This window comes from Streptomyces sp. NPDC090077, assembly GCF_044747545.1.
Lineage (GTDB): Bacteria > Actinomycetota > Actinomycetes > Streptomycetales > Streptomycetaceae > Streptomyces.
In genome coordinates this window covers 134,796-154,913 of record NZ_JBIVEG010000008.1, presented here as the reverse complement: position 1 = coordinate 154,913, position 20,118 = coordinate 134,796, and the positions used below count along the sequence as shown (strand labels likewise).

Below are 20,118 nucleotides of genomic sequence, written 5' to 3'. Positions count from 1 at the left end.
GGCGTCACTTCCGCGGCCCGGGTGTCGTTAGGGGCTCGGGGCTGAACCGGGGGGCGAAGGGATGACGTAATGCGGCAGTTTCCTCTGCAGATGCACCACATGGAGCCGGGGCGCCTGGTCGAGTGGCGGTTGCGGGCCGCCACCGGGCCACAGGGACCGGACCGGGGTGACGAGGAGGGCAAGAAGGCGTCCTTCAACCAGGACAAGCACTTCACGGTCGCCGAGGAGAGCCGCGCGGACGACGACCCCATGGCGTCCTGGGTGGCCGTCACCTTCGAGATCGACGGGGTCCTCGACGAACCGGCCCTGGCCGGGGCCCTGCTGGACTTCGTACGCCGGCACGAGGTGCTGCGCTGTGCGTTCCGGCGGCTGGCCGGGGAGCTGTCCTGCGAGCCGATCCCGCCGGGGGTCCTGTCCCTGGAGGCCTGCCACGTCGCCGAGTTCGACGACGTGGAGCGGCAGCGCGAGTTCCTCGCGGAGCGGTTCACCCGCAGCATCGACACCCTGTCGTGGCCGCTGTTCACGATGGGCGCGGTGCTGCGCCCGGACTCCGCGACGGTCTACCTCGCCTTCGACCACATCGTCTGCGACGGCATGTCGATGCCGGTCGTCGTCCACGACGTGCTGACCTGCTATGAGGCGCTGCGGCGCGGGGAGGAGCCCGTGCTTCCGCCCGCGCCCAGCTACCTGGACTTCGCCGACGCGCAGCGCCGCCGCTACCTGTCGATCGAGGCGGACGACGAGCGCCTCGGCTACTGGAAGTCGTTCACGGAGCGGGGCGGGGAGTTCTTCCCCCGCTTCCCGCTGGACCTGGGCGTGGAGCCGGACCGGATGTACCCGATCGTCAACGAGGCGTCCACGCTGCTGGACGCCGCCGAGACGGAGGTCTTCGAGAAGGTGTGCGTGCAGGCCGGCGGGAAACCCTTCATGGGGCTGCTGGGCTCGGTGGGCGTGTGTCTGCGCGAGGCGGGCGGACCCGGGGTGTACCGGGGGTTCATGCCGGTCAGCGAGCGCGGGCGCGAGGACTGGAACAACTCGGTGGGCTGGTTCGTGAACACCCTGCCGATCGAGTTCGACGCCTCGCCCGGCAAGGACTTCGCCCAGGTCATGGGCGAGGTCCGGGCGGGGTTCGGCGAGATGATGCGCCACCTCGACGTGCCGTTCGTGCGGGCCTGGCAGCTGCTGGCGCCCGAGGAGTTCGCGGGCCGCTCCTGGCCGTACCCGGTGAACTTCTTCTCGTACATCGACATGCGGCGCTGCCGGGGCGCCGACCGGCACGACGAGTGGCGGCCCGCCACGCACGTGTGGTCGGCGCGGGCCAACGGGACCTGCTCGTGGTTCCAGCGGGACACGGACGGGCTGCACATGAACTCGCTGTACGTGGACACCCCGGCCGCGCGCCGCACGATGGGCGACTTCCAGGAGGCGCTGCGGCTGACCGTGCAGAGCATCGTGCGCACCGGCGGCTTCCGCAGGCCCGTGGCCCTGACGGCGCCCCGCCGGCCCGAGCAGCGGGCGGCGGGCGTCAGGGGGGCCCGGTGACCCCGTCTACCGTGCGACCTTCCAGAGGGTCAGCGTGGTGACGTAGTCGGGCATGCCCGAGGACGGGCTTCCGGTGGCGGGCAGGACGTCGGTGATCTTCAACATCGCCAGGTTGCCCGCGCCGGTGACCGTGCACAGCACCGTGCCCTTGGTGAGCGTCTCGCCCCGGACCAGTTTCTCCTTGGGCAGCGCCGCCGGCAGGGTGTCGGTGTCCACGCCCGCCTTGCACGCCTCGGGGGTGGTGCCGGCGCTCCTGCCCATGGGGGTGAGGAAGCGCAGGTCCGAGTCTCCCCAGTTCTGGTAGGTGAGTTCCATGTCGGCGACCTTGCCGATCTTCGCGTTGGGGAACAGCTTCGGCGCGTCCAGGTCGACGTGCGTACCGGTGGTGAAGGCCGGTGCGCGCAGGGTGAAGGGCATGTCCTCGAAGACGACCGTGTACGCGGGCTGCCGGGGGGAGGCCGGGGACGAGGGTGAGGACGGGGCCGGGGACGAGGGCAAGGGCGAGGACACCGTGGCGGGGGCGCCGTCGGTGCGCCCCCCGTCCGTGCGGCTGTCGCCGTCGGGGCTGACGACCACCCAGGTCAGGAGCGCGGTGAGGGCCACGGTGAGGACGCCGCCGCCGGCCAGCAGCGCGGGGCGGCCGGTCCGGCCGGACCGGGGAGCGGGTGCCGCCGTCGGCCAGGGCGTGCCGGCCGGGCCGGGGGGCGGTGCGGAGGGCCGGGGCGGGGCCGTCACCGTGGGCTGCCCGGAGCGGTGCGCACCGGCGTCGGGCTGCGTCGGCGTGGCGGCCGGGGCCGGGGCGGGCTCCGGGGGGTGGGCGGCGGCGGCCGCCCGCCGGGCGATCCGCTCCGTGAGCGGGGCGGGCAGCCAGCCGTCGAACGCGCGCAGCGGCCGCCCGGCCGCACGCTCGCTCAGCGCCGCGAGTTCGTCCGTGGTGATGCGCCCGGCCGGGTCGGCGGTGAGGCTCCGTTCCAGCAGGGTCCGCAGCGGGGCCGGGTAGCCGCTCAGATCGGGCGCCGTCCGGGCGGTGTTGGCGATCCGCACGGCGAGCGCGGTCGCGCCGCCCTCGCCGTAGGGGTGCCGGCCGGTCGCCGCGACCGCCGCGATCAGGCCGAGGGAGAACACGTCGGCGGCGGCGGTGACGGGCTCGCCCAGTGCCTGTTCGGGCGACATGTACTGCGGGGTGCCGACCACGCCGCCGCTGTGCGTGAGCTGGGTGGTGTCGGCCGCCCGCGCGATGCCGAAGTCGATGACGTACGGACCGGCCGGGCCGAGCAGGATGTTGGCGGGCTTGAGGTCGCGGTGGACGACCTCCGCCGCGTGGATGGAGCCCAGGGCCCGCGCCGCGCAGCCGACGAGCTGGAAGACGGCCGGCAGCGGGAGCGGTCCGTACGCGGTGAGCGCGTCGGCGAGCGACAGCCCGGGGACGAACTCCGAGGCGATCCAGGGCAGCGGCCCGGTCGTGTCGTGGTCGACGACCGGCACCAGGTGGTAGCCCTGCACCCGGCGGGCGGCCCGCACCTCCTGCTCGAAGCGCCGCCTGAATTCGGGGTCCTGGCCGTACTCGCGGCGGATCACCTTGAACGCCACGGGCTGCCCTCCCCGGGTGCGCGAGAGGTACACGGTGCCCATGCCGCCCTCGCCGAGGCGGGCCAGCATCCGGTAGCCGCCGGTCTCGCGGGGGTCGAGCGGGTGGAGCGGGGCGGGTATGTCGTCGGTTCCGTTCGTCACGGGCCCACCCTATGCGGCATGACGTTGCGTCAACCGCATTGCAGTGTCCCATCTTTGACCAGCGGGTATGGGTCGGGGCCGGTGGCGCTAGCCGAGGGCGGCGGCGCGGGACAGGAGGAGGTCCCGTTCGCGGGCGTTGCGGGTGAGGGCGGCGGCCCTCTCGAACTCGGCGCGGGCCTCGGTGGCGCGGCCGAGGCGCTCCAGCAGGTCCCCGCGCACGCTCGGCAGCAGGTGGTAGGAGCGCAGGGCGGGTTCCCGGGCGAGGGCGTCGACGAGGGGCAGGGCGGCCCCGGGGCCTTCGGACATGGAGACGGCTACGGCCCGGTTCAGCTCGACCACCGGTGAGGGGAGCTGCTCGGCGAGCCGGCCGTAGAGGGTGGCGATGGTCCGCCAGTCGGTGTCCTCGTAGCGCACGGCGGCCGCGTGGCAGCCGGCGATGGCGGCCTGGAGGGCGTAGGGGCCGCTGCCCGCCCGGTGCAGGGAGTCCACTCCGCGGCGGATGAGCAGCCGGTTCCACCGGGACCGGTTCTGGTCGGCGAGCAGCACCGGCTCGCCGTCGGGGCCGGTGCGGGTGGCGGTGCGGGAGGCCTGGAACTCCAGCAGCGCGGCGAGTCCGTGGACCTCGGGTTCGCCGGGCATCAGCGCGGCCAGGACGCGGGCCAGGCGCAGGGCGTCCTCGCAGAGGGCGGGGCGCAGCAGGTCGTCTCCGGCGGTGGCGGAGTAGCCCTCGTTGAAGACGAGGTAGATGACCTCCAGCACGGAGGCCAGGCGTTGTTCGCGGTCGGCTCCGTAGGGGACCTCGAAGGGCACCCGGGCCTTGGCGAGGGTCCCTTTGGCCCGGACGAGGCGCTGGGCGACGGTGGGTTCGGGGGCGAGGAAGGCGCGGGCGATCTCCTGGGTGGTGAGTCCGGCCACCAGGCGCAGGGTGAGCGCGATGCGGGCGTCGGTGCCCAGCACCGGGTGGCAGGCGGTGAACACCAGGCGCAGCAGGTCGTCGTCGATGTCGTCCGGTTCCGCGGGCTCGGGCGGCGGCGGTACGTCCTCCAGGGTGCGGCCGACCTCGGCGAGCTTGCGCGCGTAGGTCTCCTTGCGGCGGACCAGGTCGACGGCCCGGTGCCTGGCGGTGGCCATGAGCCAGGCCCCGGGCCGGTCGGGGACGCCGTCCCGGGGCCACTGTTCGAGGGCGGCGACGAGGGCGTCCTGGGCGATCTCCTCGGCGATCCCGACGTCCCGCACGATGCGGGTGACACCGGCGATGATCCGTGGGGACTCGATCCTGAACACCGTTTCGACCGCCCGGGCCGCGTTCACTGCCGTCACGGCCATCCATCAGAGCAGCCGCCGGGGGGCGGGGCAAACGCGGCCCGCGGTGCGGGCCGCGGCCGGGTCACATCTCCTGGACCTCGCGGACCTCGGCGCCGACGGTCCATTCCGCCGGGTGGGTCTCCAGGAAGCGCTTGGTCCACTCCAGGGCCTCGGCCTTGTCCTTGCACTGGAGGAAGGCGTATCCGCCGACGACCTCCTTGGTCTCGGTGAACGGGCCGTCGGTGAAGCTGGTCCTGCCGCCCGACCAGGTGACGCGGGTGCCTTCGGAGGTGGGGTGCAGGCCGGCGGTGTCGAGCATCACCCCGGCCTTGGTGATCTCCTCCATGAGGGCGCCCATGCGCGCCTCGAAGTCGGCCGGGAAGGGGGTGTCGGGGGTCAGGTTCTGCTCGTCGATGCGGATCATCGTCAGGAAGCGCGGCATGGTGACTCCTCGGTCGTGAGGGCGGGGGCCTTTCCCCTGCCTCTCACCTCTGCGTCGAACGGGAGGCGCCCGGATCGACAGCCCTCCGGAAAAATTCTTCGGAGATTTCGCGGAACCGGCCACCGGGGGCTCCCCGCCGCATCCGTCCGGGCGCCTCCGGCGGAAGTGAGGGGCAGAGCCCCCGGTCACACGTCGGCGGTCCGGGGGCTCGCCCGGGCGGGGGCTACCGGCTGTCCCCCGCCCAGTCCCAGCGGCCCGGGTCGGCGGCCCGCCGGCGGTAGTGGGCGCGGCCTCCCGCCCCGTAGCGGCCTATCTCGGTCGGCAGGCGCGCCTCTTCGGCCAGCCGGTCGGCGCCCCAGCCGGTGACGTCGAGCAGGAGCCCGTCGAGGGGGCCGCCCACGAGCTCGCCGTAGGCGTGGCCGGGGCGGGGGCCCGGATCGGGGTCTTCGTGGTCGGCGCCGTAGACCCGGCGGCGCGGCATCCTGTCGTCCATGGCGCCCAGCTTCACAGCCGCCACTGACAACGGGCCCCGCACCGGCACGCGCGCGGCAGCGCCTAGGCTGGCGGCCACGTCGTACGCGAACCGAGGAGCACCACGCATGGCCAGTCGGGTACACCGGCCCCTGGAGGACCAGGAATTCGACTTCATCACCCGGATGGCGCCGGGGCCGGTCCTGGCCTTCTTCACCGGCACCTGGCCCAAGGCCGTCGAGGCCTCCCGGGAGCTGGAGTCCCTGGTCGCGGAGCTGGCCCGGGACCCGGAGCACGGCACGCGGTTCACCGCAGTGCGCGCCGACATCACCCGCTGTCCCGGAACGGTCCGGCGCTACGGGGTGACGGGGGCGCCGACAGTGGTGCTGCTGCGGTCCGGGGAGGCGGTGGCGACCCACGAGGGCCCGCTGGGGCGGGCGGAGCTGCTCGCCTTCCTGGACGCCCACCTCTAGGCCGTCTCGACGTCAGCGCGGCCCGGCGGGTGAACTCGGGCAGGCTGGCCGAAAGTGGCATAGGTGGGATAGGTGCCTCAGGCATGTAATGGAGTCCGGCGAGACGGAACCATCGCTTGCGAGGTGTTGCTTTCCATGTCCGAAGCCGTTGCCTTCCCCCAGGACCGAACCTGCCCCTACCACCCGCCGGCCGCGTACCGGCCGCTCCGCGAGGGCCGGCCGATCTCCCGGGTCACCCTCTTCGACGGCCGCTCGGTGTGGGTGGTCACCGGCCACGCCGAGGCGCGGTCGCTGCTGTCCGACGCGCGGCTGTCGACCGACCGCACCAACGAGGCCTTCCCGGCCCCCACCGCCCGCTTCAAGGGGCTGCAGAACCGGCGTACGGCCCTGCTCGGGATGGACGACCCCGAGCACAACGCGCAGCGGCGGATGCTGATCCCGAGCTTCTCGGTCAAGCGGACGGCCGCGCTGCGCCCCCGGATCCAGGAGACCGTGGACCGGCTGATCGACGCGATGGAGGCCCGGGGGCCGGGGGCCGAGCTGGTGGGCGACTTCGCGCTGCCGGTGCCGTCCATGGTGATCTGCGCCCTGCTCGGGGTGCCGTACGAGGACCACGACTTCTTCGAGGAGCAGTCGCGGCGGTTGCTGCGCGGCCCCTCGACCGCCGACGTGGAGGAGGCCAGGGAGCGGCTGGACGCCTATCTGGAGGCGCTGATCCGGCGCAAGCGCACCGAGCCGGGTGACGGGCTGCTGGACGAGCTGGTCTCGACGCGGCTGGCGGCGGGCGAGACCGACGTCGAGGAGCTGGTGTCGCTGGCGGCGATCCTGCTGATCGCGGGGCACGAGACCACGGCGAACATGATCTCGCTCGGCACCTTCACCCTGCTGCGGCACCCGGAGCAGCTGGCCGAGCTGCGGTCCGACCCCTCTCTGATGCCGGAGGCGGTGGAGGAGCTGATGCGGTACCTGTCCATCGCGGACGGGATGCTGCGGGTGGCCACGCGGGAGATCGAGGTCGGCGGGGTGACGATCCGGCCGGACGACGGGGTGGTCTTCTCCACCTCGGTGATCAACCGGGACGGAGCGGTGTTCGCCGACCCCGACGCGCTGGACTGGCACCGGCCGGCCCGCCACCACCTGGCCTTCGGGTTCGGCATCCACCAGTGCCTGGGCCAGAACCTGGCGCGCGCCGAGATGGAGATCGCCCTCGGGACCCTGTTCGGGCGGTTGCCGGGCCTGCGCCTGGCGGCCGCCCCGGACCGGATCCCGTTCAAGCCCGGGGACACCATCCAGGGCATGCTCGAACTGCCCGTGACGTGGTGAGCGGGATGCGGATCTCCGTGGACCGGGACGTCTGCATCGGGGCCGGCCAGTGCGTGCTGACCGCGCCGCAGGTCTTCGAGCAGGACGAGGACGGCTTCGGCGGGGTGCGCCCGGGCCGCGCGGACGGCGGCGGGAGCCCGCTGGTGCGGGAGGCCGCGCGCGCCTGCCCGGTCTCGGCGGTCACCGTGCGGGAGGAACGGGCGGACTGAGCGCGGGAGCCCCCGCCGGGTGACCGGCGGGGGCTCCCGGCTGCGGGAACCGCGGTGCGGTCTGCGCTACTCGGGGACCACGTGCTCCGCCTGGGGGCCCTTGGGGCCCTGGGTGACGTCGTACGAGACCCGGGCGTTCTCCTCCAGGGACTTGAAGCCCGTCCCCGCGATCGCGGAGAAGTGCACGAACACGTCGGGGCCGCCGTCGTCCTGCTGGATGAAGCCGAAGCCCTTCTCCGAGTTGAACCACTTCACGGTGCCAGTTGCCATCGGTACTGATCCTTCTCAACGTTCCGCTCGGGCCGCACGCTCGCGGCCGTCTCGATACTGCCCATCCGTTCCGCGGGCCACACGCCGGACGCGCCCAACCGGGGTGTCGGGCCCTGCCCCGACGGCCCGGCGGTCCCCCGCCGCGGCCGCCGCCCGGCGCGGGCCGCTCGCGCGGCAGCCCAGGCAGTCGGCGTGTCCCGTCCGGGCGGCGGTGTCCCGGACCCGCCAGTCCCAGGCCTCGCGGGGGCGGGGACCGCTGGGCTTGCCCCAGCCGGCGAGGTGGAGCAGCCAGGTGACGATCCCCGCCGCCGCGACCAGGGCGAGGCCCAGCCAGATGCCCGGGGTCCAGTCGGCGCACAGGGCGGCGCCCGCTCCGGTGCAGCCCAGCAGGGCCAGGGTGGTTCCGGTCCAGCCGGCCACGGTGTGGCCGAGGTCGACGTCTCCGTGGGCGCTCATGATTCCCCCTCGATGGGCAGGCGGCAGTACGCTCGGAGCAGGATCATTTATCTCACGAGCTAAGTAACTTAGATACTAAGGAGAGTGTCGGTGCACGGCAAGCCCCGCCCCGCGGCCACGGCCGGGGAGGCGATCGCACGCATGGACCAGTACGTGGCCCTCGGCCTCGTCGGCCAGCAGGAGGTGGCCCAGCTCCTCGGGATCAACGTCACCGACCTGACCTGCCTCGCGCACATCCTGGCGGCCTGCGACAAGCCCCTCTCGGCCGGCGACCTCGCCGGGCTGGTGAACCTCACCACCGGTGCCGTCACCGGCGTGCTCAACCGGCTGGAGAAGGCCGGGTACGCCCGCCGCCAGCCCGATCCGGCCGACCGCCGGCGGGTCCGGGTGGTGGCCGACCCCGAGGCCGCCGCCCGGGTCATCGCCACCTACCAGCCCTTCTACGACCGGCTCGGCAGGGTGTTCGCCGAGTACACCCCCGACGAGATCGCCGTGATCGCCGACTGGTTCGGGCGGGCGTCCGTCGAAATGCGGGCCCACCTCGCCCAGGTGCGCTCCGGGGAGCTCGACCCCCGGCCGGGCCGGTGACCGGCTGGTAAAATGGCCGGGAAACTTGAGGCGCGGGGCGCTTGCACCCGGTGCGGACGCGTACGACGAGCCGGGGACCGTACCGAAGGGGTACGGATCCCGGCTCGTCGCCGTTCCCCGCCCGCCTCCCTCTCCTCACGGAAGGTTCTGCATGAAGAACCCGTCAGCTCACGGGCGTTTCGGCATCAAGGCCGGGGCGAAGGCAGGCTCCAAGCCGGGAGCCAAGGGTTCCAAGGGAGCCGGCAAGGCCCCCCGGACCATCGGCCCCCAGGGCGAGTTCGCCATGCCCCGGACCGGCACCCCGGCGCTGCCCCCGGTGGCCTCGTTCGACGAACTCGGACTGCCCGCTGAGCTGGTGAGGACCCTGGCCGAGCAGGAGGTGCGCGAGCCCTTCCCGATCCAGGCGGCCACCCTGCCCAACTCCCTCGCCGGACGCGACATCCTCGGCCGGGGCCGGACCGGCTCCGGCAAGACCCTCGCCTTCGGCCTGGCCCTGCTGGCCCGCACGGCCGGGCGCAAGGCCGACCCCAAGCGGCCGCTCGCCCTGGTCCTCGTACCGACGCGCGAGCTGGCGCAGCAGGTGACCGAGGCGCTGACCCCGTACGCGCAGGCCCTGGGTCTGCGCATGGCCACCGTCGTCGGCGGGCTCTCCATCGGCCGCCAGACCAGTGCGCTGCGCACCGGCGCGGAGGTCGTGGTCGCCACCCCCGGCCGCCTGAGCGACCTGGTGGGACGGCGCGACGTGCACCTGGAGCGGGTGCGGATCACGGTGCTGGACGAGGCCGACCAGATGTGCGACCTGGGCTTCATGCCTCAGGTCACCGAGATCCTGGACCAGGTGCACCACGACGGGCAGCGGATGCTGTTCTCGGCCACCCTGGACCGCAACGTCGACCAGCTCGTGCACCGGTACCTGAAGGACCCGGTCTCGCACTCGGTGGACCCGCAGTCGGCTTCGGTCGGCACGATGGACCACCACGTGCTGCACATCCACGCGGCGGACAAGGTGTCGGCGGCGACCGAGATCGCGGCCCGCGAGGGGCGGGTGATCATGTTCCTGGACACCAAGCACGGCGTGGACCAGTTCGTGAAGCACCTGCGGGCCATGGGCGTGCGGGCGGAGGGGCTGCACAGCGGCAAGTCCCAGCCGCAGCGCACCAAGACCCTCGGCCAGTTCAAGGACGGCCTGGTCACGGTCCTGGTCGCGACGAACGTGGCCGCCCGCGGCATCCACATCGACGACCTCGACCTCGTGGTCAACGTGGACCCGCCGGCGGACAGCAAGGACTACCTGCACCGCGGCGGCCGCACCGCACGGGCGGGCGAGTCCGGCAAGGTGGTCACGCTGGTCACGCCGAACCAGCGGCGGGACATGGTGCGCCTGATGGCCGACGCCCGGATCCGGCCCACCATCACCCAGGTGCGCTCCGGCGAGGCGGCGCTGAGCCGGATCACCGGCGCGAAGAAGCCCTCCGGGGTCCCGCTGTCGGGGGCTCTGCCGACCGACGCCAAGGGCCGTCCGAGCGGCACGGAGCTCGGCTTCCGGGGCATCGGCACCCGGCCGGGCCGGGCCGGGCGGGGCAAGGAGTCCCGCAAGACCGCCGAGGCGCGCCAGGCCGCGGAGGCCCGGCGCGCGGCCCGGGTCCGCAAGGGCCTCTGAGGCCCGTACCCGGGGCGTCCGGCGGGATACCCGCCGGACACCGGGCGGCGGGCCGGGTCAGGCCCGGGCGCGCCGCCGCCGGGCCACGACGGCCCGGGTGACCACCGGCGGGAGCAGGTCCTTGGCCAGCCTGCGCCAGCGCACGCCCGGCCGGGGCGCGGGCTTCGGTGCGGGCCGGGCCGGGGCCGGCTCGGGGGCCGGCGGGTGCAGCAGCTGCGGCGCGGGCGGCGCGGCGACGCCCTCGTCGCCTATGCGCACCAGCGGCTTCCCGTGGATGACGTCCACGCCGTGCCACAGGTCGGTGCGGCCCTCCAGCCAGGTGCGCAGCGCCGTCTGCCAGGGCTCCGGGTCGCCCCAGGTCGCGTACAGCTTCGAGGCGGACACGGCGATCGGGTGCAGCCCGTCGGTGGCCACGGCGGCCCAGACGGCGGCGGCGACGCCGGGACAGTGCGCGGAGCGGTAGTCGTCGAAGACCACCACGGCGTCGGCGGTGGCGACGGTGCGCGAGGAGGCGATGTCGCCCACGACGTGCTCGTGGAGGTGGGAGGCGTCGACGTGGACGAAGCGGCAGCTCCCGGGACGCACCCGGTCGGCCACGACGGAGGTCGGGGCCTGGATGACGGTCGGCAGCGCCTCGTGGAAGGCCAGGTAGTTCGTCTCGAACCCGCGGCGGGTGAGGGTGGGGTACGAGTCCCGTACCTCCTCGACGTTGGAGTCGTCGGGGGCCGGCGAGTCGAAGAGGTCGCAGACCGTGAACTCCTCGCCCTCGCGGAGGTAGCCGGCGAGGAAGATCGCGCTCTTGCCCATGAAGGCGCCGAGCTCCAGGATGTCGCCCGCCTTCGGCACGGCTTCGTTCTGGCGGGTCAGGAACCAGTCGAAGAGGACCTGGTCATACGCCGAGAACCAGCCCTCCACCTCGCCGAAGGACCGGGGTGCGGGCGGTTCGGGCGGTTCGGGCGACCCGGCGTCCGGGGTGGTGACGGGGGCCTGGGAAACGTGCGACACGGAGAGTCATCCTCCAGCGGAACGGCATCGGTCCAGCTCTGACACCCGGCCGGGTATGGAGACCCTAAACCCCCGAACGGGGTTATGGCGAGAACTCGTTGCCTTTGATCGTCCCGGCTCGGGAGGTGGCGCGCCGGTCCAGTCTCCGGGCGGCGTCGTTGCGCACGCGCCGGGTCCTGCCGGAGGCGGCCAGCAGGGCGAGGGCCTCGTCGGGGGCCGGTGACAGGGCCGCGGTGCGCTGGCACCAGTCGGAGGCGGCGGCCAGCTCCGTGCGGGACCACTCCCCGCCCGCCTCGACGGCCTTGAGCAGGGTCCACTCGCCGAGCCGCCGGGCCGGGAACGGGTGGCCGACGAGCGCGCCGCGCAGGGCGCGGGCCCAGTCCTGGTAGGCGGCCCCGGGCCGCAGCCGCACCGCGCGGCGGTCCAGGTGGGTCACCACCGCGCTCTGCGCCATCACCGGGTCGCGGTCGCGGAGCACCTCGGCCACCACCACGGCCTCGGCCGCCGCGCCGGCCGCCCCGGCGGCGGCGAGCCGGTCGAGGTGGCGGGCGTACCGCGAGCGGTCGGCGGCGACGGCCTGCTCCGGCGGCCGGGCCGCGGTCGTCGGGCCGGCCGCCGGTGCGCGGCGTGTCTGGTGTCCTGGGCTCCCCATGGAACCCATTCCACACGACCGCCCGGCGCGGGTCCGGGGCGGGGTGGGGGTGGGGGCGGGGTCAGTGGGTCAGGTCGGTGCCGACCTGCTCGAAGTGGAAGGACTTGATGAAGCAGTCGCGGGGCTGCCCGACGGCGAAGAAGACGCAGTCCACCAGGGACTGGGCGGTGAGCGGGTCCCGGGCGGTGCGCGGGGCGTTCTCCCAGGCCGGCGACAGGGGGTCGTGGTTCACGAAGTCCGGGGGGTAGAGGGAGATCACCCGGACCCCCCGGTCGCGCAGCCGGCGGGAGAGGCTCTCGGTGAACCCGGCCTGGGCGCTCTTGGCCGCGTAGAAGGCGTCGTGCGCGTCGGAGCGGTGGTTCCCGGGCTCGCCGCAGGTGGAGACCATGGTCACGATGTCCGGCTTCCCGGACTTCAGGAGCAGCGGGAGGAAGGCCTTGGTGGTCAGGACGGTGCCGGTGGCCCCGGAGGCGAGGGTGTCGACGACGTCCTCGTCGGAGGCGGAGAGCAGGTCCGTCCCGTGCTGGTAGCGGGAGCCGTTGTTGACCAGGACGTCCACGTGGTCCGCGCGGGCGGCGACGGCCGCGGCGAAGTCCCGCACGGAGGCCGGGTCCGTGAGGTCGCAGGCGTAGGCGTGGACCCGGGCGGCGTCGTGTCCCCGGGCGACGATCTCCTGGCGGACCCGCTCGGCGGCCTCCGCGGTACGGGCGGAGAGGTGCACCTCGGCTCCCCGCGCGGCGAAGCCGAGGGCCAGGGTCCGCCCGAAGTCGCGCCCCGCGGCGGTGATGACGACGCGGTGGTGTTCAAGTGTCATGCCTGTCATGCCTCCTGGTAGGTGGTTCGTACACGCGAACCGGCCCGGCGATCAAGAAATTCCGATCACGGGACACCGGCCGGCATGGCGGGGCACCACCCTCCGCCCTATCCTGAAAAGGATCTCCGCGCCCGCCGGCCCGCGTCCGGGAACCCGGCCACGGCGCCCGAGCGCCGGTGCCGCGGCCCTTCGGCCCCGCCGGTGACCGTCCGTGACCTCCGTCGTGAGGGAGACCGGCCCGCATGGACCTCAACACCATCACCGAAGTCGTCCGCCGCCCCGCCGGACGTCCGGGCGAGAGCTGGCGCGAAGGCGACGCCTGGCTGGCCGGCGGGACCTGGCTCTACTCGGCGGAGCAGCCGCACCTGCGCCGCCTGATCGACCTGACGGCACTGCACTGGGAGCCCCTCGTCCCGAGTGACGCGGGCCTGGAGATCGGCGCGACCTGCACGGTCCGCGACCTGTACGCGTTCCGGCCGCCGCCCGAGTGGACCGCGGGGGAACTGGTCCCGGCGGCCTGCGAGGCGTTCCTGTCCTCGTTCAAGGTGTGGAACGCCGCCACCGTCGGCGGCAACATCTGCATGTCCCTCCCGGCCGGCCCGATGATCACCCTCACGGTGGCGCTGGAGGCCCGGTACGAGCTGTGGGCCGCCGACGGGTCGGTGCGCACCGTCGACGCCCTCGACTTCGTGACCGGCGACCACCGCAACGTGCTCGCGCCGGGCGAGCTGCTGCGCCGGATCGACGTCCCGGCGCACGCCCTCGCCAAGCGCGCCGCGCACCGCCGCTTCTCCCTGACCCGGCTGGGCCGCTCGACGGTGTTCCTGATCGGCACGCACACGCCCGGGACGGACAACCTGCTGCTGACCGTGACCGCCGGCACCACCCGGCCGCTGCGGTTCGCCTTCGACCACATGCCCGACGCGCCGACCCTGCGGCAGAGCGTCGACGCCGTCCCCGCCGACGTCTGGTTCGCCGACCCCAACGGGACCCCCGACCACCGCAGGCACCTGACACGGCACTTCGCCGAAGAGATCCGGCGCGAACTCATCGCTGGGGGCCCGGCATGACCTACCTCGTCAACGGCAGGACCTTCGAAGAGGAGCCGGCTCCCGGCCAGTGCCTGCGCACCTTCCTGCGCTCCCTCGGCCACTTCGGGGTCAAGAAGGGCTGCGACGCCGGCGACTGCGGCGCCTGCACGGTGTGGCTCGACGGCGTTCCCGTGCACAGCTGCATCACCCCCGCGTTCCGTGCGGAGGGACGTGCGGTGACCACGATCGAGGGGCTCGGCGCGCCGGGCGACCTGCACCCGGTGCAGCGGCGGTTCCGCGACGCCCCGGGCTTCCAGTGCGGTTTCTGCACCGCCGGGATGATCATGACCTCGGCCACCTTCACCGAAGCCCAGAAGGCCGACCTGCCCAGGGCCCTGAAGGGCAACCTGTGCCGGTGCACCGGCTACCGGGCGATCGAGGACGCGGTGCGGGGCGTCGCGCACGTGCAGACGGCCGCGCCGGGCAGGGCGGTCGGGACGAACGTCGGCGCCCCGGCGGCCGAGGACGTGGTGACGGGGCGCGCCGAGTTCACGATGGACACCCGCATGGAGGGCATGCTGCACCTCAAGGTCCTGCACTCGCCGCACGCCCACGCCCGGATCGTCTCCGTCGACAAGGGGGCCGCGCTCGCGGTCCCCGGCGTGCTCCGCGTCTACTCCTGGGAGGACGTGCCCCGCAGGCGCTTCACCACCGCGATCCACACCGACCACCTGGTCGATCCGGACGACACGTACGTCCTCGACGACACCGTCCGCTTCGTCGGCCAGCGGGTCGTGGCGGTCCTGGCCGAGACGCCCGGCGCGGCGGAGGAGGGCTGCCGGAGGGTGGCCGTGGAGTACGAGGTGCTGCCGGCGGTGTTCGACCCCGAGGAGGCGATGGCCGACGGGGCGCCCCGGCTGCACGGCTCCGAGGACCCGTTCGTCCGCGACAGCGTCCACAACCTGCTGCTGGAGATCCACTCGCACATCGGCGACGTCGAGGCCGGGTTCGCGGCGGCCGACGTGGTCCACGAGGGCACGTACTCCTCCCCGCGGGTGCAGCACGCCCACCTGGAGACCCACGGCTCGATCGCGTGGATGGAGGACGGCCGGCTGGTCGTCCGCACCAGTTCCCAGTCCCCGTCGATCGCGAAGGTCAAGCTGGCCTACCTGTTCGCGCTCCGCCCCGACCAGCTGCGCGTGTTCTGCAAGCGCGTCGGCGGCGGGTTCGGCGGCAAGCAGGAGGTCATCACGGAGGACCTGGCGGCGCTGGCCGCGCTCGACACCGGGCGGCCCGTCGCCTACGAGTTCACGCGCGAGGAGGAGTTCACCACCGCCTCGCCGCGCCACCCGATGAAGCTGACGGTCCGGCTCGGCGCGAAGGCCGACGGTACGCTCACCGCGTTCCAGGTGCGCAACGTGTCCAACACGGGCGCGTACGGGAACCACGGCGGCGAGACCCTGTACGCGGGCGGCGCCGCCGTCATGATCTACCGCTGCCCCAACAAGAAGTACGACGCCTACTCCGTCTACACCAACACCGTCCCCAGCGGGGCGCTGCGCGGCTACGGGATGACCCAGCCGGCCTTCGCCGTGGAGTCGGCGATGGACGAGCTGGCCCTGGCCCTGCACATGGATCCGCTGGAGCTGCGCCGCCGCAACATCGTGCGGCCCGGCGACCCGCTCGTCGCGATGCACGACGGCCCCGACGACGTGATGTTCAACGAGGACGGGCTCGGCAAGTGCATCGACCTGGTGGCCGGCGCGCTGGCCCGCACCGCCGGCCGGCCCGCCCCCGGGCCCGGGTGGCTGGTCGGGACGGGGGTGGCGAGCTCGCTGCACGAGACGGCACCCCCGACCGAGCACGTCTCGGAGGCCTGGGTCACCCTCGGCGACGACCTGGTGTACGAGCTGGCCGTCGGGACGGTCGAGTTCGGCGAGGGCACCTCGACCGCCCACGTCCAGATCGCGGCCAACCAGCTGGGCACGACCCCTTCGCGGATCCGCCTGGTGCAGTCCGACACCGACCGCACGGGGTTCGACACCGGCGCCTTCGCCAGTGCCGGGCTGTTCGTCGCGGGCAACGCGGTGCTGCGGGCGGCCAACGCGGTGCGCGACCGGATCGTGGAGTTCGCCGCCGCGCACACCGGCGTCCACGTGGTGATGTGCACGATGGAGGACGACCACGTCGTCTGCGGCGACGACCGGGTACCGCTGGCCGAGCTCGTCGCCCTGGCCGGGGCCCGCGGCATCCGGTTCACGGCGGCCCGCAAGGCGTACGGCTCGCCGCGCAGCGTCACCTCCAATACGCAGGGGTTCCGCATCGCCGTGCACCCGGTGACGGGCGAGATCCGGATCCTCTACAGCGTGCAGGCGGCCGACGCCGGCGTGCTGATCAACCCCGAGCAGGTCCGGGGCCAGGTCGACGGCGGCGTCACCCAGGGCATCGGGTTCGCGCTGACCGAGGACTACATGGTCGACGCGTCCGGCGCCATGGCCAACCCGAACCTGCGCAACTACCGCATCCCCACGTACGCCGACGCACCGCGCACCGAGGTGCTGTTCGTGGGCTCGGCGGACTCGGTCGGGGCCATGCACTCCAAGGGCATGGCGGAGTGCTGCATCAACCCGGTGGCCCCGGCCCTGGCGAACGCGCTGCGCGACGCCACCGGGGTCCGCTTCCGGGAACTGCCCCTGACCCCGGCGCGGATCTACAGCCGGCTGGGCGAGAGCAGTCCGGCGGCGGCGACGGGGCCGAGACGATGAGCACCGGCGGGCACGCGGACGCGGCCGCCACGGTGATCATCTGCCGGAAGGTGCTGCCCGGCAGGGAGCGGGAGTACGAGAAGTGGCAGTACAGGGTCAACACCGCCGCCGCGGACTACCCCGGGCACCTGGGCGCCGAGGTGTCCCCGCCGACGGCGCTCCAGCCCGACTGGGTGGTCGTCTACCGGTTCGACTCCATCGCCCACCTCCAGGCGTGGATGAACGGGGCGACCCGGCAGCGGCTCCTGGACGTCGGTGAGAAGTACTTCGACGGACCCGCGACCCAGCAGGTCATCAGCGGCGGCTCGCGGCCGACCGACCCTCTGGTGACCGTCGTGGTCACCCACCGCGTCCACCCGGACCAGGTCGGCGACTTCCTCGCCTGGCAGCGCCGCATGAGCCACGAGGAGAGCAAGTTCGAGGGCTACCGGGGCAGCGAGGTGTTCCGGCCGGTGGAGGGCCTCCAGGAGGAATGGACCACCCTGTACCGCTACGACAACGCCGAGCACCTCGACGCCTGGCTGACCTCGGCCAAGCGGCAGGAGGTGCTCGCCGAGGGCAGGAAGTTCAACGAGTTCAAGCTGCGCACCATCGACAACTCCTTCGGCAGCTGGTTCGCCTTCGCCGAGAACGGCAAGGAGGCGCCGCCGCCCTCGGAGACCAAGACCTCCGTCGCGGTCTGGGTGGGCCTGTACCCGACCGTGGTGCTGCTGACGCTCGCCCTGCACCCGCTGGGGATGCCGCTGTGGCTCGGACTGCTGGTGGGCAACCTGCTGTCGAGCTTCATCATGAGCTTCTTCACGATGCCGTACTACGTGAACCCGCTGCTGCGGCGGTGGCTGCGGCCGAACGCGAACGAGCCCCCGGCCCGGAGCAACCTCATCGGCCTCTGCACCGTCGCGGCGGTGATGGTCTTCTGGGTGGTCGTGTTCTACCTCGTGACCACCCGCTTCTGGTCACTGCCCTGAGCCGGGACCCGGCTCCGGGCCGGGCAGCGGGGCGCCGGTCTCCAGGAGGGTCTTGATGCTGGAGACGAGCATCGGCCAGGCTCCGGAGCACATGCCGACGAGGGTGCCGCCCGGGGCGAACCCCTCGTGGCGGACCGTGAGCCGGGCGAGGGTGTCCCCCACCGGCTCGATCTCGTACGTCACCCTCGTGCGCGGCTCGGCGGCCAGCTCGGCCCGCAGCTCCTCGGTGATCCCGGCGGAGGCCGCCCACTGGGTGCTGAAGGTGTGCCAGGTGTAGGAGAGCAGGCGGTCCGGGACGCAGTCGAGCACGACCTGCTCGGGGTCGCTGGTGCGGGCCCCGCGCTCGACCCAGTCCATCGTCGAGCCCACCGCCCAGTCCGTCTCGAAGGTCAGGCCCCAGTAGCGGCGGGTGTACGCCGGGTCGGTGAGGGCCTGCCAGACCCGGGCGGGGTCGGCCTGGATGTACGCGGTGTAGTCGATCACGCTGTCCGTCATGGCCCCATGCTGCGGGACCGGCCGCCGCGCGCCCGGCATTGGCGGGCCGGGCGTCGGCCGGCCGGGGCCCTCACCAGCGCAGGCCCTGCTCGGGGAGTTCCACGGGCGGGGTGCGCAGCGGGGCGGGCAGGCCGAGCTGGGCCCGGGCTGCGTGCACGGCGGCGAGCTCGTCCCGCCCGGCCGGGCCCCAGTCGCTGAGCTCCCGCACCTGCTCGGGGGTGGCCAGCAGCCGGGCGTACGCCGGGTCCGAGGCCGGGGACAGCGAGGTGAGCCGGGCGGCCGTACGGGCCAGGGCGCCCCGGTCGGCGTACCGGTAGCCGAGCGGCAGCGCCCCCACGGCGGGCTCCGCCCGCGGGACGGGCAGGTGCGCGGTGCCGGTGGCGCGGGCGACGAGCAGCAGCACCCGGCCGTCGGGGGCGAACAGCCAGCCGGCGTGGTCGCGTACGGGCAGGTGGGCGGGGACGGGGCCCGGGTGCCAGGGGCCGTGCTGGGGGGTGCGCCGGCTGCGCAGGACCCCGAGGCGGTCCAGGGCGGTGGGGGTGGTGGGGCGGCCGTCCTCCAGCAGGGCGGGGCCGCCCCCGTTGATCCGGGCGCGGAGGGCGGACAGGGCGCGGCGGGCGTCGCCCGGGTCCATCAGGGCGGGCAGGTCGGCGGGCTCCGCGAAGTCGATGCCGGTGATCTCCTGCGCGGGCAGGCGGACGGACCGGATGCGCTCGGGGGTCCAGGTGCCGCCGTCGTAGACGTGCAGGATCTCGCCGGGGAAGCGCATCTCCGGCGGGATCCCGGGCACGTCGGCGGGGATCCAGTCGACGGCGAGTCCGCGCGGGTAGTGGCCGTCGACGCCGAGCTCCTCGCGCATCTCGCGGGCCGCGGCCGCCGAGGGGGCCTCTCCGGCGTCCACGGCGCCGCCGGGGAGCAGCCGGTCGGGACGGTAGTCGACGCTCTGGACGAGGACCCGCCCGTCGGGGTCGGTGACAAGGACGGTGGCTCCGGTCCAGAGGGCGGCGCGCGAGGCCCCGTACTCCGCCGGGGTCATCCAGGTGCCCGTACGTCCGGGGTCGTCGGTCAGCTGCGGCATGGGTACTCCGTTCACCGTGGGTGGCCCAGACGGCCTGTGCAACAGCGGGCCGGGCCGCCGGGTTACGGCGGTTCCCCCCGGCACCGCCGGATGGCCTTTGCCACCCCTATACCTCCTTATTGCCGCGTTATGTCGATCTTGCTACGGTCCGTGCTGCGGACCTGCGGTGTGAAAGCGGCCGGTCCGACCACGTACGCTCACCCGTCCGTGTGAGCGGGCGCGACCGCGGGCGCCCGGTTGCGGCAGGGTGGGCGGATGCCGTCGCGCCGGACCCTGCCGCCGTCCCTGTCCCTGCTGCTCGCCGTGCTGGTGGGGGCCACCGGATGCGTGACCGTCCGGGCCCCGGAGCGGACGCCCGGTCCCGCGCCGGTCCGTACCGCGTGGGCGCCCCCGGCGCCGGTCGTGGGGGGCCTGCCGCTGGGCCCCGTCCCGGATCCGGTGGAGACGTCCGCTCCGCCCGTGGAGGCGGCCGCCCCCGCGGCGCCGCCGCCCGCCGCCCCGCAGCGGCCCGCGCCCCGCTCCGACGACCGCCCGCCCCGCCGGGCCTCCCCCGTCCGGCCCGCCCGCCCGGCGCACCGCGCACCCGCCGCCAAGCCCGCCGGGCCCGCCACGCCCCGCAAGCAGCGGCAGCCCGCGCCGCAGCGCTCGTACGACATGAGCGGACTGTGCCGCGCCGCCCACGGGGTGGTGGACCCGGCCATCGTCGCCATGTGCCGCTGACCGGGGGGGGGGGGGGGGGGGGGCCGCCCGCCACCCCCACCCCCCCCCCCCCCGGGTGCCGAGCGCCCCCGCATACGGAAGGGAACCACGCCCACCGCACACGGAAACCGACTCAGACAC

At 74.0% G+C, this 20,118-nt stretch carries 21 protein-coding genes; 10 read left to right on the top strand and 11 right to left on the bottom strand.

The window, feature by feature from the left end; translation table 11 throughout:
- Positions 1 to 69 precede the first annotated feature (69 nt).
- A complete protein-coding gene (locus tag ACIPW5_RS16315; RefSeq protein ID WP_401245133.1) occupies positions 70 to 1,542 on the top strand; it encodes a condensation domain-containing protein in 1,473 nt (490 codons plus the stop codon).
- 6 nt (positions 1,543 to 1,548) lie between these two features.
- Here ACIPW5_RS16315 and ACIPW5_RS16310 read toward each other — a convergent pair whose 3' ends face one another.
- The 4 genes from ACIPW5_RS16310 to ACIPW5_RS16295 form a co-directional block, all read right to left on the bottom strand.
- The gene (locus tag ACIPW5_RS16310; RefSeq protein WP_401245131.1) at positions 1,549 to 3,273 is read right to left on the bottom strand and encodes a serine/threonine-protein kinase; all 1,725 of its coding nucleotides are present in this window, start codon (positions 3,271 to 3,273) and stop codon (positions 1,549 to 1,551) included.
- Between the two features lie 87 nt (positions 3,274 to 3,360).
- Entirely contained in the window at positions 3,361 to 4,599 is a 1,239-nt protein-coding gene (locus ACIPW5_RS16305) for an RNA polymerase sigma factor (RefSeq protein WP_401245129.1), read from the bottom strand.
- A gap of 61 nt (positions 4,600 to 4,660) precedes the next feature.
- On the bottom strand, positions 4,661 to 5,020 hold the full coding sequence (locus ACIPW5_RS16300) for a YciI family protein (RefSeq protein ID WP_401245127.1): 360 nt from the start codon (positions 5,018 to 5,020) through the stop codon (positions 4,661 to 4,663).
- 223 nt (positions 5,021 to 5,243) lie between these two features.
- On the bottom strand, positions 5,244 to 5,513 hold the full coding sequence (locus tag ACIPW5_RS16295; RefSeq protein ID WP_401245125.1) for a hypothetical protein: 270 nt from the start codon (positions 5,511 to 5,513) through the stop codon (positions 5,244 to 5,246).
- A 106-nt stretch (positions 5,514 to 5,619) separates the two neighbouring features.
- On the opposite strand from ACIPW5_RS16295, the gene ACIPW5_RS16290 reads away from it, so the two are divergent.
- The 3 genes from ACIPW5_RS16290 (at position 5,620) to ACIPW5_RS16280 (ending at position 7,496) form a co-directional block, all read left to right on the top strand.
- Positions 5,620 to 5,964, top strand: coding sequence for a thioredoxin family protein (locus ACIPW5_RS16290; protein ID WP_401245123.1), 345 nt, complete (start codon positions 5,620 to 5,622; stop codon positions 5,962 to 5,964).
- A gap of 135 nt (positions 5,965 to 6,099) precedes the next feature.
- A complete protein-coding gene (locus ACIPW5_RS16285) occupies positions 6,100 to 7,287 on the top strand; it encodes a cytochrome P450 (RefSeq protein ID WP_401245121.1) in 1,188 nt (395 codons plus the stop codon).
- Positions 7,288 to 7,292: 5 nt separating this feature from the next.
- Positions 7,293 to 7,496, top strand: coding sequence for a ferredoxin (locus tag ACIPW5_RS16280; protein ID WP_401245119.1), 204 nt, complete (start codon positions 7,293 to 7,295; stop codon positions 7,494 to 7,496).
- Between the two features lie 66 nt (positions 7,497 to 7,562).
- Here ACIPW5_RS16280 and ACIPW5_RS16275 read toward each other — a convergent pair whose 3' ends face one another.
- Both ACIPW5_RS16275 and ACIPW5_RS16270 read right to left on the bottom strand, forming a co-directional pair.
- Positions 7,563 to 7,766, bottom strand: a complete 204-nt coding sequence (locus ACIPW5_RS16275; protein WP_401245116.1) for a cold-shock protein — start codon at positions 7,764 to 7,766, stop codon at positions 7,563 to 7,565.
- A gap of 15 nt (positions 7,767 to 7,781) precedes the next feature.
- A complete protein-coding gene (locus ACIPW5_RS16270) occupies positions 7,782 to 8,222 on the bottom strand; it encodes an HGxxPAAW family protein (RefSeq protein WP_401245115.1) in 441 nt (146 codons plus the stop codon).
- Between the two features lie 90 nt (positions 8,223 to 8,312).
- Here ACIPW5_RS16270 and ACIPW5_RS16265 point away from each other — a divergent pair, with 90 nt between their 5' ends.
- Both ACIPW5_RS16265 and ACIPW5_RS16260 read left to right on the top strand, forming a co-directional pair.
- Entirely contained in the window at positions 8,313 to 8,810 is a 498-nt protein-coding gene (locus ACIPW5_RS16265; RefSeq protein WP_401245113.1) for a MarR family winged helix-turn-helix transcriptional regulator, read from the top strand.
- Positions 8,811 to 8,961: 151 nt separating this feature from the next.
- Positions 8,962 to 10,470, top strand: coding sequence for a DEAD/DEAH box helicase (locus tag ACIPW5_RS16260; protein WP_401245111.1), 1,509 nt, complete (start codon positions 8,962 to 8,964; stop codon positions 10,468 to 10,470).
- A gap of 57 nt (positions 10,471 to 10,527) precedes the next feature.
- Here ACIPW5_RS16260 and ACIPW5_RS16255 read toward each other — a convergent pair whose 3' ends face one another.
- The 3 genes from ACIPW5_RS16255 to ACIPW5_RS16245 form a co-directional block, all read right to left on the bottom strand.
- A complete protein-coding gene (locus ACIPW5_RS16255) occupies positions 10,528 to 11,385 on the bottom strand; it encodes a class I SAM-dependent methyltransferase (RefSeq protein ID WP_401245359.1) in 858 nt (285 codons plus the stop codon).
- 172 nt (positions 11,386 to 11,557) lie between these two features.
- Positions 11,558 to 12,127, bottom strand: a complete 570-nt coding sequence (locus ACIPW5_RS16250; protein ID WP_401245109.1) for a hypothetical protein — start codon at positions 12,125 to 12,127, stop codon at positions 11,558 to 11,560.
- 61 nt (positions 12,128 to 12,188) lie between these two features.
- Positions 12,189 to 12,941: an SDR family oxidoreductase gene (locus ACIPW5_RS16245; protein WP_401245107.1), complete on the bottom strand. Its 753-nt coding sequence runs from the start codon at positions 12,939 to 12,941 to the stop codon at positions 12,189 to 12,191.
- A 242-nt stretch (positions 12,942 to 13,183) separates the two neighbouring features.
- Between ACIPW5_RS16245 and ACIPW5_RS16240 the strand changes: the two genes are divergently transcribed.
- From ACIPW5_RS16240 to ACIPW5_RS16230, 3 genes are read left to right on the top strand one after another with little or no spacing between them, the layout of a single operon-like run.
- Complete coding sequence (locus ACIPW5_RS16240) at positions 13,184 to 14,011, top strand: FAD binding domain-containing protein (RefSeq protein ID WP_401245105.1); 828 nt, start codon at positions 13,184 to 13,186, stop codon at positions 14,009 to 14,011.
- The gene (locus tag ACIPW5_RS16235; protein WP_401245103.1) at positions 14,008 to 16,737 is read left to right on the top strand and encodes a molybdopterin-dependent oxidoreductase; all 2,730 of its coding nucleotides are present in this window, start codon (positions 14,008 to 14,010) and stop codon (positions 16,735 to 16,737) included. Before ACIPW5_RS16240 ends, ACIPW5_RS16235 begins: the two co-directional genes overlap by 4 nt.
- Positions 16,734 to 17,705 (top strand): antibiotic biosynthesis monooxygenase, encoded by a 972-nt coding sequence (locus ACIPW5_RS16230; protein ID WP_401245101.1) that lies wholly within the window; start codon positions 16,734 to 16,736, stop codon positions 17,703 to 17,705. Before ACIPW5_RS16235 ends, ACIPW5_RS16230 begins: the two co-directional genes overlap by 4 nt.
- On the opposite strand, the gene ACIPW5_RS16225 is transcribed toward ACIPW5_RS16230, so the two are convergent.
- Both ACIPW5_RS16225 and ACIPW5_RS16220 read right to left on the bottom strand, forming a co-directional pair.
- On the bottom strand, positions 17,694 to 18,200 hold the full coding sequence (locus ACIPW5_RS16225) for an SRPBCC family protein (protein WP_401245100.1): 507 nt from the start codon (positions 18,198 to 18,200) through the stop codon (positions 17,694 to 17,696). The two genes, ACIPW5_RS16230 and ACIPW5_RS16225, sit on opposite strands and share 12 nt — an antisense overlap.
- Positions 18,201 to 18,270: 70 nt before the next feature.
- Entirely contained in the window at positions 18,271 to 19,278 is a 1,008-nt protein-coding gene (locus ACIPW5_RS16220) for an NUDIX domain-containing protein (protein WP_401245098.1), read from the bottom strand.
- A gap of 255 nt (positions 19,279 to 19,533) precedes the next feature.
- Here ACIPW5_RS16220 and ACIPW5_RS16215 point away from each other — a divergent pair, with 255 nt between their 5' ends.
- Positions 19,534 to 19,998 (top strand): hypothetical protein, encoded by a 465-nt coding sequence (locus ACIPW5_RS16215; protein WP_401245096.1) that lies wholly within the window; start codon positions 19,534 to 19,536, stop codon positions 19,996 to 19,998.
- The last annotated feature ends 120 nt before the right edge of the window (positions 19,999 to 20,118 follow it).